This is a genomic window from Nonomuraea sp. NPDC050733 (assembly GCF_040654215.1).
GTDB lineage: Bacteria > Actinomycetota > Actinomycetes > Streptosporangiales > Streptosporangiaceae > Nonomuraea.
The window spans coordinates 1-15,817 of sequence record NZ_JBFAHO010000017.1 but is presented as its reverse complement, the minus strand read 5'-3'; the positions used below and the strand labels follow the sequence as shown (position 1 = coordinate 15,817).

The window sequence follows — 15,817 nt, the reverse complement described above, 5'->3', positions numbered from 1 at the left end:
CGAGGCGCACCGGGAGGCGGGGGAGTCGCCGGAGATCGTGTCGGCCATGGTGGCGAACACGCTCGGGTTCTACATCCCGGCGTAGCCCGCCTCGGGCGTGCGTGGCCGGCCCCGCGCATCGGGCCGGATGGTGTGCGAAACGAAATGCTAGAGCTCGTCGAGGTCCAGCCGGGCCAGCTCCGTCCGGGAGACGACGCCCAGCTTGGGGAAGGCCTTGTAGAGGTGCTGCCCGACGGTGCGCGGGCTGAGGAGCAGGTGGGCGGCGATGTCGCGGTTGGTGGCCCCGGTCGCGGCCAGCCGTACGACCTGCAGTTCCTGGGCGGTCAGCCGGCGGCCGGGATCGACGCGGCGGCGGGTGGGCGGCGCTTCGCCGGCGGCGCGCAGCTCGGCGGTCGCCCGATCGGCCCAGGGCTTGGCGCCCAGGCGTTCGAAGGCCTCCCGGGCCTGGCGCAGGTGTGGGCGTGCCTCGGCCTTGCGGCGGCGGCGGCGCAGCCACTCCCCATAGGCCAGGTGCGTTCTGGCCTGCTCGTACGGCTGGTCCGTCAGCCGGTGCAGCTCCAGCGCCCGGATGAAGTGCTCCTCCGAATCATGGATCAGCCCATGGCAGCGCGCGACCAGGGCGCCCGCCCACGCCTCGCCCGACAGCGCCGCCCAGCGCCGGAAGAGCGCCAGCGGCTCCAGCACCCGGTCCGGCGTGCCGAGCCGTACCGCGGCCTCGACCTCGTCGGCGACGATCCTGGTGGAGAAGTGCGATGAGCCGCGGCGGCGCGCCTGGAGGCGGTCGAGCGCCGCCTGATCACGCCCCTGCGTCAGGTCCAGCATGGCCAGCGCCCACGTCGCGAGCAGGGCCACGGCCCGGCCGCTGTGCGTGAGCGCGAACCTGACGCCGTCCTCGGCCATGGCGCGGCAGCGCTCCTCGTCGCCCTCGACGGCGGCCAGCCAGGCGAGGATGCCTCGCAGTCCGGTGGCGTGGTGCGCCTGGCCGGTGTCCAGGGCGATCTGCAGCCCGTCCGCGGCGTTGTCGCGCGCGTCACGGTGGCGCCCGGTCAGGAGCCGGCTGTAGGCGAGCTGGTCGAGGACGAAGGGCAGCAGCCGGATGCGGCCCTCGGCACGGCACCGGGCGACCAGGGAGGCGGACAGGCCGAGTGCCTGATCGAGACGTCCGGCGACGAAGACGAGGTGGGCGGTGGTCAGCTGCTCCTCGATGCCGGACGGCGACGCCTGGCGGAGGTGGTCGCTCAGCAGCGGGTAGCCGGTCTCGAGATCACCTCCGAGGACGAGAGCGAGCCCGCGGGTGACGCCGGCCAGGTCGTCCCCCGGCGGCAGGGCCACCCGGTCGAGCTGCTGCGCCGCCTCCGCGCTCAGCGCGGCGTCACCCGCGAACCAGGCGTTGTGCGAGGCGGACACGAGCATGCGGGCGGCCGGCCGGGGGGCGACCTCGGCGATGCGGGCCGCCCCTTCGATGAGGACGCGGGCCGCTTGCCGCGGCGAGCCCTCGTCGAACGCCGCCGCCGCCCTGACCTCGGCGAGCCGGGCCAGGGTCATCGGGTCGTCGGTCAGCTGCGCGGCGCTGTCGCCCAGCTCCGCCGCGCGGCTGGACTGGCCCGCTTCGCTGGCCGCTCCCGCCGCCGCGGCGAGCCGCCTGGCCCGGTGCTCCTGATCGGCGCTGAGCTGCGCGGAGCGCTCGTAGGCCGCGGCCATGGCCGCGTAGCCGTTGCGGGCCGCGGCCTGCTCGGCCGAACGTTCCAGGGCGTCGGCGATCTGCTCGTCGGGCCCGGTCGCCGCCGCGGCCAGGTGCCAGGCTCGCCGGTCGCTGCTCACGGACTCGGCCAGCGCCCGGTGGATCGCCCGGCGCTGCGAGGAGGGCGCCGCTTGATAGGCGGCCGAGCGCAGCAGCGGATGGTGGAAGCGCACGACGCCGCCGGTGACCCTGACGAGCCCGGCCAGCTCGGCCGGCTCCAGCGCGTCGGCAGGCAGGCCGAGCGTGCCGGCCGCGGCCAGCACGATCCCCAGATTCCCGGTGTCCTCGGCGGCCACCACCGCCAGCATCCTCCTGGCCGGTTCCGCCAGCCGGTGGACCCGGCCGGCGAAGGCCTCCAGGAGCCGGTGCGTGAGCGGGAGCGGTCCGCCGAAGTCCAGCTCGCTCTCGCCGACCGCTCTCGACAGCTCGATGAGGGCCAGCGGGTTGCCGTCGGCCTCCTTGAGCACCTGCTCCCGCAGGTGGGCCGGGAGCCGGTCGCTGAGCAGGCGCTCGGCCTCCTCGCGTGCCAGCCCGCCGAGGCGCAGCTCGGGCAGGCCGGCCGCGGGGAAGGCGTCCTGGTCGTCGCGCGCGGCGACCAGGAGGGTGACACCCTCGGAGCGCAACCGCCGTGCCGCGAACAGCAGGGCGGAGGCCGAGGCGTGGTCCAGCCACTGGGCGTCGTCGATGAGACACAGCAGCGGTCGTTCCTCGGCCAGCTCCGACAGCAGGGTGAGCGCGGCCAGCCCGACCAGGAACCTGTCGGTCTCGGTGACCGCTGCCAGCCCGAACGCCCCGTGCAACGCCGCGGCCTGCGGTCCGGGAAGCGTCTCCAGCCGGTCGAGCACCGGCCGCAGCAGCAGGTGCAGGGCGGCGAAGGGCAGCTCGGCCTCCGTCTCCACGCCGACCACGCGCAGCACGTGTGCCCCGCCGGCCGCCTGTGCGGCGTGGTCGAGGAGCGATGACTTGCCCATGCCGGGCGCGGCCCTGATCACCAGGACTCCGCTGCCGCCGGATCTCGCCTCGGCCAGGAGGGCCTCGATGACGCGGATCTCCTCCGCCCGCCCCTGCAACATCGCACGTCCCCATGTACCTATGACAGATCGTGAGTCACTTTACTCATTCCTCGCGCCGCGGCCGGATCTAGCGTTTCCGTACACCCTCTTCGCGGGCCTCGCGGACGGACCGGCCGGACGGCACGATCACCGCCACCAGCCACTGGACCGACCCGACCGCAGGACCAGCCGCGATCGCCACCCCACCGCGAGACAAGGCACCGATGATGTCTCCTGATGTACCCGACCTCCGCGAAGGCGCCCGCCGGCGCGCCGCCGTGCGTCCCCGGGGCCCCGCACTGGCACACGTGGAAGACCTTCACGGGCCCGGCGGGCTCCCGCTCCGCCACTACCGGCCCTGCGAGCAGGCGCGTCCCCTCGTGGTGTTCGCCCATGGCGGCGCGTTCGTCATGGGCGACCTGGACACCCACGACCGCACCTGTCGGCGCATCGCCGACACCTGCCACGTGGAGGTGCTGGCCGTCGACTACCGGCTCGCCCCCGAGCACCCCTACCCGGCAGCCGTCAAGGACGTAGCCGCGGTCCTGCGCTGGTCGCGCCCGGCTGCGGTGGCGGGCGACAGCGCGGGCGGCTACCTGGCGAGCATGGCCTGCCTACGACTCCGCGACGCGGGCGACGCCTTGCCCGCCGTACAGATCCTCATCTGTCCCAATACCGACCTGACGCTGTCCCGGCCCAGCGTCGTCGACAAGGGCACCGGGCACGCGCTGGACGCCGACTTCCTCGCCTGGGCCATCGCGCAATGGGCGCCGGATCCCGCGGCCCGCGTCCAGGCCAGCCCACTGCTGACACCAGATCTGCGCGGCATGCCCGACACCCTGATCGTGACGGCCGAGCACGACGCGCTGCGCGACGAGGGCGACGCCTACGCCCATCGCCTGGCACAGGCAGGTGTACGGGTGACGCACCGGCAAGAACCCGGCCTCATGCATGGCTTCATCCAGAACATGGACCTGACCTGCCCGGAGGCGGCCGCCGCCCATGACCGGCTGTTCCGCGACATCGCATCCCTGATCCGCGGGTGAGGGGCCACCGGGACCGTTCGGCTCCTGATCGTGTCAGCGGGCGAGTCAGGCCGGCGACGGCCCGGTATCAGCGCGGCCGGCGATGGTGGATGTCATGAACGGCGCAGCGATCGCGGCCTCGGGGCCGTGAACTGGGTCATCGGGTTTCGCGAGATCGATCACTGTAGGTAAGGAGATTCATGATGGAACACGGCAACAGCGGTCTCTCAGCGACAGGGCTGCGCAGGCTGCGTGAGGTGCTGGCGCGGCATGTGGAGTCGGGGAGGATTCCCGGGCTGGTCGCCCTGGTCGGCCGCGGCGGCCGGACGCACGTCGAGGCGCTCGGGACGATGCGGCATGACGGTGGCGCGCCGATGCGGCGGGACACGATCTTCCGGATGGCCTCGACGTCCAAGCCGGTCGCGATGGCGGCGGCGATGGTGCTGCTGGATGAGTGCCGGCTGCGGCTGGATGATGTGGTGGATCCGTGGCTGCCGGAGCTGGCTGACCGTCGGGTGCTGAAGCGGATCGACGGTCCGCTGGAGGACACCGTGCCGGCGCGGCGGCCGATCACCGTGCGGGACCTGTTGAGCTCCACGTTCGGGCTCGGCATGGACATGACGGCGTTGGGCAGCCCGATCATGGGCGCGATCTTCGAGCAAGGGCTCACGCCTGATCTGCCGGAGCCGATGCCCGAGCCGGATGAGTGGATGCGCCGCCTTGGCACGCTCCCGCTGATGCATCAGCCCGGACAGCGCTGGCAGTACCAGATCAGCCACGATGTGCTCGCCGTGCTGGTGGCCAGGGTCACCGGCCAGTCGTTCGAGGCGTTCCTGCGCGAGCGCATCTTCGAGCCGCTGGGCATGAAGGACACCGGCTTCCACGTCCCCGCCGAGAAGATCGACCGGCTGCCCGACCTCTACGCCCCCGACCCGCAGACCGGAGATTTCCACGTGTGGGACGAGGCGAAGGGCGGACGCTGGAGCCGGCCGCCGGCCTTCCTGGGCGGCGGCGGCGGGCTGGTCTCCACCGCCGACGACTACCACGCCTACTTCCGGATGCTGCTCGACGGCGGCGTGCACCAGGGGCGGCGGATCCTGTCGCGGCCCGCCGTCGAGCTGATGACCACCAACCGGCTCACTCCCGAGCAGCAGGCCGCCCGGCACGCCATGGCCGTCAACAACGTGCACATCTCGCACGGCCAGGGCCAGCACGGCGGCTGGGGCTTCGGGATGGCGGTGCGCACCTACCGCGGCGACTACGCCCCCGTCGGCCAGTTCGGCTGGGACGGCGGCAGCGGCACCTCGACCTACGCCGACCCGGCCAACCAGCTCACCGGCATCCTGCTCACCCAGGTCGGGATGTCGGTCCCGGATCCGGCGCTGCTCATCCACGACTTCTGGACCACGCTCTACCAGGCGCTCGACGACTGACACCGAGCCCGCGCCCGACAGACCACGTCCTCCACCCACGACACCCCAAGGAACACGCCACCATGTCGCTCACCCTCACCGAGCAGGACCAGCTCACCCTGCGCACCGCCGCCTACGGCGCCGTCACGCTGATGGCCGCCGCCGATGCCGCCGGCTCGCCCCACAAGGCCGCCACCGAGGGCTCCATCGCCCTGGCCTCCGCCACCGGCCTGGTCGGGCACGTGCTCGCCAGATATCCCAAGGACATGAAGCTGGACAACAAGTCCGTCGCCGCGATCGCCGACCAGGTGCTGCCCGCCCTGACGCAAGCCATGAGCCTGCTCAAGAACCAGGATCCGGCCGAGGCCGACAACTTCCGCAACACCGTCCTCGTCGCCGTCGCCGCAGCCGCCCGCACCCACCAGGGCCGGCCCGGCCCCACCGTCGCCGACATGACCCGAAAGATCACCGAAGCTCTCGACGCCGCCTGACGAGATGCCGGCCGTACGGCAACGGCTGTGACCGGGGCCTGTCCGGCACCCGCGACACGGCGGCGAGGCAAGGCCTCATCCGGCCGGCGCACCCCGCACTGACAAATGGAAACACCGCATCGTGCCACGGCGCCTCACGGCTGCCATACCGATGCCACCGATACCCATGACCAGCCCAGAGGATGGCGCATGTCCAGTTTCAAGCGGCGAGGGTTCCTCGCCGCGGTCTCGCTCGTGACCCCGCTCGTGGTCACCGGTGCTCCCGCGTCCGCGACGGCGGAGCCGCGGATCGACGTCTCCGGCGGGCTGACGCAGCCGGTCTTCTCCTACCAGGACGCCATCCGTGAGCATGTCCGGGTGGAGTCGCCGGTGGACAGCGACGGCGATGGCAAGAAGGATCTGGTCCGGGTGGACATCATCCGGCCGAAGGAGTCCGGTTCCGGACTCAAGGTCCCGGTGATCATGCAGGAGAGCCCGTACTACGACGATCCCGGAGTCGGCTACGAGATCGAGAAGAAGACCTACGACGCGAACGGGAACGTGACGAAGTTCCCGATGTATTACGACAACTACTTCGTGCCGCGCGGGTACGCGTTCGTGTCCGTGGACATGATCGGCACCAGGCTGTCCGACGGCTGCCCGACCTCCTACGGCGCCTCCGACGTGCTGGGCGGCAAGGCGGTCGTCGACTGGCTGAACGGCCGGGCCCGCGCCTACGACGACCAGGGCGATCCGGTCGAAGCCACCTGGACCACCGGACGCACCGGGATGATCGGCCACTCCTATGAGGCGGCTCTCGGCGCCGGCGTCGCCGGCACCGGCGTGCAGGGGCTGGCGACGATCGTGAACATCTCCGGCTACACCAGCGGATACGAGAACTCGCGCAACAACGGCACCATCACCTGGTTCAAGGGTGCGGCGGCCTGGCAGTCCAGGCGGGTCGACAAGGACCCGGACGAGAAATGCGCGGCGGTGCGCCAGAAGCTGGCCGAAGACTCCGACGACGCCACCGGCAACTACAACGCCTACTGGCACGAACGCAACTACCGCACCGGGCCGATCTCCAAGGCGCGCGACGTCCGCGCCAGCGTCTTCTCGGTGATGGGCATGCAGGACCGCAACGTGGTGGGCAGCCAGTTCGCCGAGTGGTGGGCCAAGCTGCCCCGCAACGTGCAGCGCAAGGCGTGGGTCACGCAGTACGGCCACCTCGACCCGTTCTGGGCCCGCCGCGAGGTGTGGCTCGACACCCTGCACCAGTGGTTCGACCACGAACTGATGGGCGTGGCCAACGACATCATGCGCCGGCCGCGCGTCGACGTGCAGCTCGGCCCGGACCGGTGGATCACCCAGGCCGACTGGCCGGCACCGACGCGGACGACGACCCTGCGGCCACAGCAGGACGGCTCCCTGGCCCGCAAGCCCTCGACCGGCACCGGCAGCTACCTCGACACCGCCCAGACCGAGATCGCGATGGCCGACACCCCCGCCACCACCCACCCGAACCGGCTGGCCTTCCTGACCCCGCCGCTGAAGAACGCGACGCGGCTGTCCGGAACGCCGTCGGTGAGCCTGCGCCTCACACTGGACAAGCCGACCGCCAACCTGGGCGTCCTGCTCGTCGACTACGGCACCGACACCCGCATCAACTACCGCGAACGCGGCGCGACGGCCGCGGAAGGCCTCAAGTTCACCGGCGGCGAGGACTGCGTCGGCCAGAGCACGGCCGCCGACGACGGCTGCTACTTCAAGGCCGGCGACAACACGGCGACCTCCGGCTTCAACGTGGTCACCCGCGGGATCCTGGACGCGCAGAACCACAAGTCGCTCAGCCGCTCGACACCGCTGACGCCGGGCAGGCCGTACCAGATCACCTGGAAGATGCTGCCGCAGGACTACGAGTTCAAGGCCGGGCACCGGCTGGGCCTGGTGCTGACCGGAGCCAACGACGACTTCAACCTCAGCGAGGCCGGCACCGGCACGGGGGCCGACGCCGAACCCGGCACCGGGGCCAAGGTCACCATCGACCTGGCCGGCACCTCGATCTCGCTGCCGCTGGTCAACGGCACTCCCATCAGGTAAAGAGCAAGAGCGTCATTCGCGGGCGGTCGCGGCCAAGGTGGTCGCGGCGCCCTGCGGGAGCTGCTGACCATCAAGTCCGACGACGTGCTGGGCCGCGTGAAGGTCTACGAGGCCATCGTCAAGGGCGAGAACATTCCCGAGCCCGGCATCCCCGAGCCCTTCAAGGTGCTCATCAAGGAGATGCAGTCGCTCTGCCCACGGCTACACGGTCGCCGTCCGTGGCGCCCCCGCCACGGACAGGCCTTCCCCGCCGGTGCGCGACCGGCCGGGACGGCCTGGCGACGTCCGCCTGTGACCGGTGCGGCGCGTGGTCGAGGCGGCGCTCCAGGACGCGCCGCGGCGCGGAGCGATGCCCCCACCTCGGGCCTCATCCTCGGATGGTGCGGGTGACCTTGCCGGTGGCGTCGAGGAACTGGATGCGCGGGGAGCCGTCGTGCCCGACCCGCAGCACCAGCCGGGGCGTGCCCTTGGCGTCGGCGAGCGTCACCACCGACGCCCGGTCGGGGCGCTTGCCGGCGAACATCCGCTGCGGCCCGGCGTACTTCTGCCGGAACTCCGCCTGGGCCCGGTCCCGCTCGGGGCCGGGCGGCATCGCCTCGATCCTGCGCATCTCGGCCAGGAGCTCGTCCAGCGGCGTGTCCACCCGGTCGTGCACCGCCAGCCCCACGCCGCGCGCGCCGTCCTGCTCCGTGTAGCGCAGCACGAGCGTCTGGTCCTGCTTGTACTGGTCGAACGCGAGCTGCCCGGACGCCCACGGCCTGCCCTCGTCCACCCCGCTGTCGGTGCCCATGCCGCCGGACTCGTCCCCTTCGGCGTTGTAGAGGGTCAGGCCGGGCCGCCGGCCGGCGTTGCCGAGGTCCACCCCGTTGACGACCGCGCCGGGCGACCTGACCTTGTTGCTCAGGACCAGGCGTGGCCTGCCGTCGGGCTCGACCACGTTGATCCGCTGCACCTCGATCTCCTCGAACCTGGCCTTGCCGCCCGGTCCGCCCCCTCCGTCCGCGGCGACCGCGTCCCTGCCCCCGGCCAGCAGCGCGCCGACGGCCACCGCCGCGGTCACCGCGCTCGCCAGGAGCACCCGCATGCGGCGCAGCTGTGCCTTCACCTGCTGGAGGTCGGTCTCGATCCGTGCATGCTCCGTCATGCTCCTACGGTCCTCCGCGCGGGGGCGGGGGCGCGATGGTGCCTCCTGGTGACTCGCGCGGGGGGTTGTCCCGAGGACCTGTTCACTCCGCCTGTGCGTGCGGCAGGCGCAGCCCCGCGATGAGCAGCTCGACCAGCCGGCGCGCGTCGTAGTGGGGGTTGTTCTCGCTGCCGATGCACAGGTTGCCGACGCCGCGCATGAGTTCGAGGGCGGACATGTCGGAGCGGATCTCCCCGGCGGTCGCCGCGGCTTCGAGCAGCCGGCCGCACACGGGCACGAGCCGGTCGAGGAAGTAGGCGTGCAGCGCGTCGAAGCCGGCCTCGTCGGACTGCAGCACGGCGGCGAGACCGTGCTTGGTGACCAGGAAGTCGACGAAGAGGTCGATCCATCGCCCCAGTGCGGCGTGCGGGGTCGCGCTGCCGGCCAGCAGCGCCGGACCGGCCTCGACGAGGGCCTCGATCTGGTGCCGGTAGACGGCGATGATGAGATCCGCGCGCGTCGGGAAGTGGCGGTAGATCGTGGCCGTCCCGACGCCGGCCCTGGCCGCGATGTCGCGCAGCGGCGCTTCGACGCCCGAGGTCACGAAGATGGCCGCGGCGGCGTCGAGCAGGGTCTTCTCGTTGCGCCGGGCGTCGGCCCGCTTACGGGGGGCCGCCTGCGTTCGGTCGTCCTGGCCGTCTCTCGCCGCCTGGCTGTCGCTCACCGCGCCGTTCCCTCCGCTGCCGTGATTGCTAAACGGGACAACGTCCCGTATTGTCAAACGGGACGATGTTCCGTTTGCTCCATCATGTCAGAGCAGGGGACCGACGACCAAGCCATGCCTTCCCACGGAGGAGACACGCTCATGCAGTACCGCACCTTGGGCCGCACCGGTGTGCAGGTCAGCGCGCTCGTACTCGGCGCGATGAACTTCGGCGCGATCGGGCGCACCACTCAGGACGAGGCCACCGCCATCGTCGACGCCGCCCTCGACGCCGGGATCAACCTCATCGACACCGCGGACATGTACAGCGACGGCGAGTCGGAGGAGATGGTCGGCAAGGCCATCGCCGGCCGCCGCGACGACATCGTGCTGGCCACGAAGGCGAACATGCCGATGGGCGAGGAGCGCAACCATCGGGGCAGCTCGCGCCGCTGGCTGGTCACCGAGCTGGACAACAGCCTGCGCCGCCTCGGCGTCGACCACGTCGACCTCTACCAGATCCACCGGTGGGACCCGAGCACCAGCGACGAGGAGACGCTGTCGGCTCTGACCGACCTGCAGCGCGCGGGGAAGATCCGCTACTTCGGCTCCTCGACCTTCCCGGCATACCGCATCGTGCAGGCCCAGTGGGCCGCCCGCGAGCATCACCTGAGCCGTTACGTCACCGAACAGCCCGGCTACTCGATCCTGCAGCGCGGGATCGAGACGCACGTGCTGCCCGTGACCGAGGAGTACGGGCTCGGTGTGCTGGCGTGGAGCCCACTGGCCTCGGGCTGGCTGTCGGGCGCGGTCCGCGAGGGCCGGGACATCGCCACCAACCGGTCGGCGCTCTTGCCGCAGCGCTTCGACCTGTCCCTTCCGTTCAACCGCGCCCGGCTCGACGCGGTCGAGCAACTGGCCGAGGTCGCCGACGAGGCCGGTCTGACGATGATCCAGCTCGCGCTCGGATTCGTGACCGCGCACCCCGCCGTGACCAGCGCGATCATCGGTCCCCGCACGCTGGAGCACCTGCACGCGCAGCTCGCCGCCGCGGACACGGTGCTCTCCGCCGACGTGCTCGACGCCATCGACACGATCGTCGCACCCGGCACCGACCTCGCCCCGCACGAGAAGTTCGACACCCCTCCCGCCTTGCTCGACCCACGTCTGCGGCGCCGCTGATCGTCTCGTCCCCGTCAACCGGAAGAACCCCCCAGCCATGAACGCGCCTGCTCCGGTGAAGCCCGGCGATCCGTACATGTCCGAAAATGGCCAGCCTGCGGGGGCGGAGGTCCGTACGGTCGGTCCCATGACTGAACGTGACACCCCCGAAGAGCCGTTCGACCGCGACCGGCAGGCGCGGCTGGCGGAGAAGTTCGCCGCCCTGCACCGGCGCGGCGACCCGCTGCTGCTGCCCAACGCCTGGGACGTCGCCTCGGCGGCCGTGATCGCCCGGGCCGGAGCCGCCGCCATCGCCACGACCAGCGCGGGAATGGCCTGGTCACTGGGTGTTCCCGACGCCGCCGACCTGGGCGCCGGGCGCGTGGCGGCGGTGGTGCGCGGCATCGCCGGCGCCGTCTCCGTTCCCGTCTCGGCCGATGTGGAGGCCGGGTACGGGCCCGCGCCCGAGGACGTGGCCGCGACCGTGGCCGCGGTCGTGCGGGCCGGGGCGGTGGGCGTGAACCTGGAGGACCGCTCCGGCCGTGCGGACACGCCGCTGTTCGAGCCGGAGGAGCAGGCAGGGCGGCTGGCCGCGGCCCGCGCCGCCGCCGACCGGCTGGGCGTACCCGTGTGGATCAACGCCCGCACCGACGTCTTCCTGACCGGCGCGCCGGCCCGCGAGGGGGTAAGGGAGGCCCTGCGACGGGCGGCCGGCTACGCCGAGGCGGGCGCGGACAGCCTGTTCGTGCCGGGGCTGACGGACCCGGAGGCGATCGCCGAGCTGGCCGCCGGGCCGCTGCCGGTGGCGGTCATGGTGTGGGCCGGAGCTCCGCCGGTGGCCGAGCTGGCCGCGGCCGGAGCCGTGCGGGTCAGCCTGGGCGCCGCCATCGCCCAGGCCGCCTACGCGCTGGCCGCGCGCGCCGCCGGGGAGCTGCTGACGGCCGGCACGTACGACGGCACCGCCTCGGGCGGCGAGGCCGACGGCCTGAACGAGCTGCTGGCCCGCCCCTGACCGGAGCCCGGTGGCGGGCGGGGCGTCAGGCGTGCATGCGGCCGGCCAGGAAGTCCAGCACGACCGCTGTGGCGTAGTCCTGGAACTCCTCGAAGTAGGCGTGCCGGGCGCCGGCGATGAGGATCATCCGCGCGCCCGGGATGCGCCCGGCCAGCAGCGGCGCGTTGTCCGCCGGGGTGAGCAGGTCGTCGGTGCCGTGGAGCACCAGCGTCGGCGCGGTGATGCCGGGCAGGGCGTCCCAGGCGTCGTGGCCGTTGCTGGCCGCCAGGTGCCGCCGCCGGGCATGCGCGGGCATGCCCGGGTCGCCGGTGGTGTGGTACGGGCCGGGATGGGTCTCCAGCCAGCGTGGCGTGTACATGAGCTCGGCCAGGGCCCGTCCGGCCGCTGCCCGGTCCGGCTGGGCGAGCGCCCGGCGTACCGTGTTGTCGCGTTCGACTCCGTGCTCGCCGCCGGGCGAGGTGCAGCCGAGCACGAGCGAGGCGACGCGCCCGGGGTGGTCGGCGGCCAGCCACTGGGCGACCCGCCCGCCCATGGACGTCCCGTAGACGTGGGCCCGCTCGACGCCGAGGTCGTCGAGCACGGCGACCACGTCGGCGGCGAGCGCGCGGGTGCTGTAGGGCTCGTCGGGCTTGCCGCTGGCGCCGGTGCCGCGGTAGTCGAGCGTGATCGTGCGATGGGTCTCCTCGAAGCCGGCGCGGACGCCGTCCCACCAGTGGTGGCTGTTGGCCTGGCCGGACAGCAGGACGAGGGGCTCGCCGCGGCCGCCGACCTGGTAGGCCAGGCCGACGCCGTCGGGACCGGTGGCGATGCCGGTGGTGGCGGTGAGCGGGGACGTCGTGTTCATCAGCGGGGACCTCACGGGGTGTCGAAGCGGCGGGCCAGGGCGACGAGCAGTCCGGCCGCGGCGGTCAGGACGATGGCGCCGGTGATCACGCTGGACCAGCCGGCGCTCTGCCACTGGTAGGCGGCCAGCGCGCCGAACACCGAACTGCCGGCGTAGTAGGCGAGCAGGTACAGCCCGGCGGCCTGCCCGACGCCGACGCCGACCCGCTGCGCCCGGTCGGAGACCCAGCCGCTGACCAGCGAGTGCGTGCCCAGGAAGGCGAACGTCAGGACGCCCAGCCCGGCGACGATGGCAGGCAGCGCGCTCATGCGGGTCAGCAGCACACCGGCCCCCAGCAGGGCGACGCCGTGCAGGGCGGCCGGGCCGCGTCCGCGCCGCGACGCGAACCGGCCGGCCGCCAGCGGAGCCGGTATCCCCACAGGGTAGGCGAGGAAGGCCAGCGCGGCGGCGCCTCCCAGCAGGTACGGCGCCGCCTCCAGGCGGAAGGCCAGCGCGTTGCACAGGCCGACGAAGGCGCCCATGGTCGCCGCGCCCACCAGGCACAGCACGACCAGGGTCGGGTCCTTGAGGGTGCGGCCGGTGTTGGCCAGCAGGCGGCTCAGCCGGGGGCTGGAGCGGTGGAAGCGGCGGGAGGGCGGCACCAGCGCCCACAGACCGGCCCCGCACACGAGCGTGATGACGCCGACGGCGGCGCCGGCTCCCCGCCAGCCTCCCAGCTCGTACAGCGGACCGGGCAGCAGGCGGCCGGCCGCCCCGCCCAGGGCGGTGCCCATGATGTAGGTGGCGTTGGCGCGCACGTGGGAGCCGGGCGGCGTCTCCTCGCGCAGGTAGGCCAGCGCCACGGCGGGCAGCCCGGCCAGGGCGACACCTTGCAGGCCGCGCAGCACGAGCAGGCTGTGCCAGGTGGGCGCGAACGCCGTGGCCACGCCCAGCACGCCGGAGCCGGCCAGCGACAGCCGCATGATCCCCACCCGGCCGACCATGTCGGAGATCGGACCGACGAACAGCAGCGCGACCGCCATCGTGATCGTGGCCAGCGACAGCACCGCCGTGGACTGGGAGGCACTCACGCCGAAGTGGCGCGCGACGCCGGGCAGCAACGGCTGGACGTAGTACAGGGCCAGGAAGTTCGCCAGACCGCCGCACATCAGCCCGTACCTGATCCGCCGGTGGACGCGCTCCTCCGCCCCGAGTGAGGAGGACACGGCTTCGAGCGTGCCTCACCGGGAATGATGCGCAAAATGCAGCGTTTGACGTAGCTGATGCTGCACGCGCATCATCGCTGGGTGGACGTGCAGACGCTGCGCTGGTTCCTGTCCCTGTGTGACACAGAGAACATGCGCGACACCGCGGCCCTGGAGGGCGTCAACCAGTCGACGCTGTCGCGGGCCCTGGCCCGGCTGGAGGCGGACCTGGGGGTGGAGCTGTTCCACCGGCGCGGGCGGCGGCTGGCCGTCAACCGCTTCGGCGCGCTGCTGCGCGAGCACGCCGCCCGCGCGGTGGCCGAGCTGGACGACGCCCGCCGCCGGGTGGACGCGCTGGCCAACCCCGACACGGGGCTGATCCGCCTGGGGTTCCTGCACTCGGTGGGGCGGTGGCTGGTGCCGGAGGTGCTGCGCGACTACCGCGCCGTCACGCCGGGCATCCGCTTCGAGCTGCGCCAGGGCTTCGCCCGCGAGCTGCTGGCCTGGCTGCACGCGGGCGACATCGACGCCGCGCTGGTCACCCCGCCGCCGCCCGGGAGCGGGGCGCGCTGGCACCGGCTGCGCGAGCAGCGCCTGTGCATCGCGCTGCCCGCCGACCACCCGCTGGCCGCCGTCGCCGCCATCACCCTGCGCGACGTACGGACCGAGCCGTTCATCGCCTTCGCCCCGACCACGGACCTGCGCCGGGTCATCGACGGGCTGTGCCGGGAGGCGGGGTTCGAGCCGGTCATCGCGTTCGAGAGTGAGGAGATCGCCACGGTGCGCGGCCTGATCGCCGCCGGGCTGGGGGTGGGCATCCTGCCGCTGCCGGCCACGCCCGAGGTGGACGACCCGGTCTACCGGCCGCTGGTGCCGGCGCAGCACCGCCCCATCGGCCTGGTGTGGAACCCGCCGCCGCACCCGACGGCCGCCGTCGCCCGCTTCGTGGAGCACCTGACCGGCGCGCCACGGGGTCAGGGGGCCGTGGTCGGCACGCAGTAGCGGCGCTTGTGCTCGGTGACGTCGATGAGCCGTCCGCCGTTGGCCTCGATGACCCGCCGCGAGGCCGTGTTGGTCAGGTCGCACATCACCAGGACCTCGGACAGGCCCAGCGACCGGGCGACCGGCAGCGCCGCGGCGAGCATGGCCGTCGCGTGCCCCCGGCGCCGGGCGGAGGGGCGCACGTCGTAGCCGATGTGGCCGCCGAGCTGCTCCAGCGCCGGGGTGAGCCGGTGCCGGATGGCCATCCTGCCCAGGAACCGGTCGCCGTCGGCCCACCACAGCGTGGTCATGGGGACGAACCCCTTCCGTATGCCCGCCTCGGACCGCTCGCCCAGCACCCGCGCGACGTACGCCTCGAACGCGTCCGGGTCGGTCAGCGCGGGCGGATCGACGTCGCCGACGAACCAGGAGGGCGGATAGTCGCGGTTGGCCCGGAACTCGGCCACCGCCTCCAGGAACGACGCGCGCAGCCGGGGTGTCGGGTCGGTGAACCTTGCCATGATCCCCATGGTGCCCGCTGCCGCTGGTTCCCGCTGCCGCGCCCGCCGCTCAACCAGGTTCGAGGCCGGCGTGCGGCGACCGCCCCGGCCGGGAACGCTCTATCGGGAGGACGACGACGGACGGGGAGGAGCCATGGCAGCCATGGCCGGGGTGCGGATGCGGCGGGTCTACGAGGAGCCGGCGGGCGACGACGGGACGAGGGTGCTGGTCGACCGGGTGTGGCCCCGGGGGCTCTCCAAGGCGGCGGCGCGGCTCGACGAGTGGTGCAAGCAGGTCGCGCCGTCCACCGAGCTGCGCCGCTGGTACGGCCACGACCCCGACCGGTTCGCCGAGTTCACCCGCCGCTACCTCGCCGAGCTGGAGGAGCCCGAGCGGGGGGGGGGGGGGGTGGGGCCCCGGGCCCCCCGCCCGGGCGGGCCCCGCACCCCGCTCGACCCCCCCCCGGGCCGCCCCAACAACCCCAACCCCCCCCGGCGCCGCCGCCCCG

The 15,817-nt window shown here is 73.1% G+C and carries 14 protein-coding genes and 1 pseudogene; 9 read left to right on the top strand and 6 right to left on the bottom strand.

Features of this window, described 5'->3' with window-relative positions; all coding sequences use genetic code 11:
• Nucleotides 1–147 precede the first annotated feature (147 nt).
• A complete protein-coding gene (locus AB0H64_RS24855) occupies nt 148–2,814 on the bottom strand; it encodes an AAA family ATPase (RefSeq protein WP_357628664.1) in 2,667 nt (888 codons plus the stop codon).
• A 287-nt stretch (nt 2,815–3,101) separates the two neighbouring features.
• Here AB0H64_RS24855 and AB0H64_RS24850 point away from each other — a divergent pair, with 287 nt between their 5' ends.
• From AB0H64_RS24850 to AB0H64_RS24830, 5 genes and pseudogenes are all read left to right on the top strand, one after another.
• Nucleotides 3,102–3,839 (top strand): alpha/beta hydrolase, encoded by a 738-nt coding sequence (locus AB0H64_RS24850; protein ID WP_357628662.1) that lies wholly within the window; start codon nt 3,102–3,104, stop codon nt 3,837–3,839.
• Between the two features lie 182 nt (nt 3,840–4,021).
• Nucleotides 4,022–5,251, top strand: coding sequence for a serine hydrolase domain-containing protein (locus AB0H64_RS24845; RefSeq protein ID WP_357629026.1), 1,230 nt, complete (start codon nt 4,022–4,024; stop codon nt 5,249–5,251).
• Nucleotides 5,252–5,313: 62 nt separating this feature from the next.
• Nucleotides 5,314–5,721 carry a hypothetical protein gene (locus AB0H64_RS24840; protein WP_357628659.1) on the top strand — a complete coding sequence of 136 codons (408 nt, stop codon included), beginning with the start codon at nt 5,314–5,316 and terminating at the stop codon, nt 5,719–5,721.
• A gap of 189 nt (nt 5,722–5,910) precedes the next feature.
• Nucleotides 5,911–7,800, top strand: coding sequence for a CocE/NonD family hydrolase (locus tag AB0H64_RS24835; protein WP_357628657.1), 1,890 nt, complete (start codon nt 5,911–5,913; stop codon nt 7,798–7,800).
• A 42-nt stretch (nt 7,801–7,842) separates the two neighbouring features.
• Nucleotides 7,843–8,190, top strand: a pseudogene (locus AB0H64_RS24830) (hypothetical protein); the annotation flags it as partial.
• Here AB0H64_RS24830 and AB0H64_RS24825 read toward each other — a convergent pair.
• The gene (locus AB0H64_RS24825) at nt 8,168–8,944 is read right to left on the bottom strand and encodes a hypothetical protein (RefSeq protein ID WP_357628655.1); all 777 of its coding nucleotides are present in this window, start codon (nt 8,942–8,944) and stop codon (nt 8,168–8,170) included. The pseudogene AB0H64_RS24830 and the gene AB0H64_RS24825 overlap by 23 nt on opposite strands.
• Nucleotides 8,945–9,026: 82 nt before the next feature.
• Nucleotides 9,027–9,647: a helix-turn-helix domain-containing protein gene (locus AB0H64_RS24820; RefSeq protein WP_357628652.1), complete on the bottom strand. Its 621-nt coding sequence runs from the start codon at nt 9,645–9,647 to the stop codon at nt 9,027–9,029.
• 141 nt (nt 9,648–9,788) lie between these two features.
• On the opposite strand from AB0H64_RS24820, the gene AB0H64_RS24815 reads away from it, so the two are divergent.
• Both AB0H64_RS24815 and AB0H64_RS24810 read left to right on the top strand, forming a co-directional pair.
• Nucleotides 9,789–10,808, top strand: a complete 1,020-nt coding sequence (locus AB0H64_RS24815) for an aldo/keto reductase (protein WP_357628649.1) — start codon at nt 9,789–9,791, stop codon at nt 10,806–10,808.
• 127 nt (nt 10,809–10,935) lie between these two features.
• The gene (locus tag AB0H64_RS24810; protein ID WP_357628646.1) at nt 10,936–11,799 is read left to right on the top strand and encodes an isocitrate lyase/phosphoenolpyruvate mutase family protein; all 864 of its coding nucleotides are present in this window, start codon (nt 10,936–10,938) and stop codon (nt 11,797–11,799) included.
• Nucleotides 11,800–11,824: 25 nt separating this feature from the next.
• Here AB0H64_RS24810 and AB0H64_RS24805 read toward each other — a convergent pair whose 3' ends face one another.
• Both AB0H64_RS24805 and AB0H64_RS24800 read right to left on the bottom strand, forming a co-directional pair.
• A complete protein-coding gene (locus tag AB0H64_RS24805) occupies nt 11,825–12,643 on the bottom strand; it encodes an alpha/beta fold hydrolase (RefSeq protein ID WP_357628643.1) in 819 nt (272 codons plus the stop codon).
• 11 nt (nt 12,644–12,654) lie between these two features.
• Nucleotides 12,655–13,848, bottom strand: a complete 1,194-nt coding sequence (locus AB0H64_RS24800) for an MFS transporter (RefSeq protein WP_357628640.1) — start codon at nt 13,846–13,848, stop codon at nt 12,655–12,657.
• 81 nt (nt 13,849–13,929) lie between these two features.
• Here AB0H64_RS24800 and AB0H64_RS24795 point away from each other — a divergent pair, with 81 nt between their 5' ends.
• Nucleotides 13,930–14,829 (top strand): LysR family transcriptional regulator, encoded by a 900-nt coding sequence (locus tag AB0H64_RS24795; protein WP_357628637.1) that lies wholly within the window; start codon nt 13,930–13,932, stop codon nt 14,827–14,829.
• Here the strand turns inward: AB0H64_RS24795 and AB0H64_RS24790 are convergent.
• Complete coding sequence (locus AB0H64_RS24790; RefSeq protein WP_357628634.1) at nt 14,802–15,329, bottom strand: GNAT family N-acetyltransferase; 528 nt, start codon at nt 15,327–15,329, stop codon at nt 14,802–14,804. The genes AB0H64_RS24795 and AB0H64_RS24790 overlap by 28 nt on opposite strands.
• Before the next feature lie 142 nt (nt 15,330–15,471).
• Between AB0H64_RS24790 and AB0H64_RS24785 the strand changes: the two genes are divergently transcribed.
• A partial coding sequence (locus AB0H64_RS24785; protein ID WP_357629023.1) for a DUF488 family protein occupies nt 15,472–15,817 on the top strand: 346 nt, incomplete at its 3' end.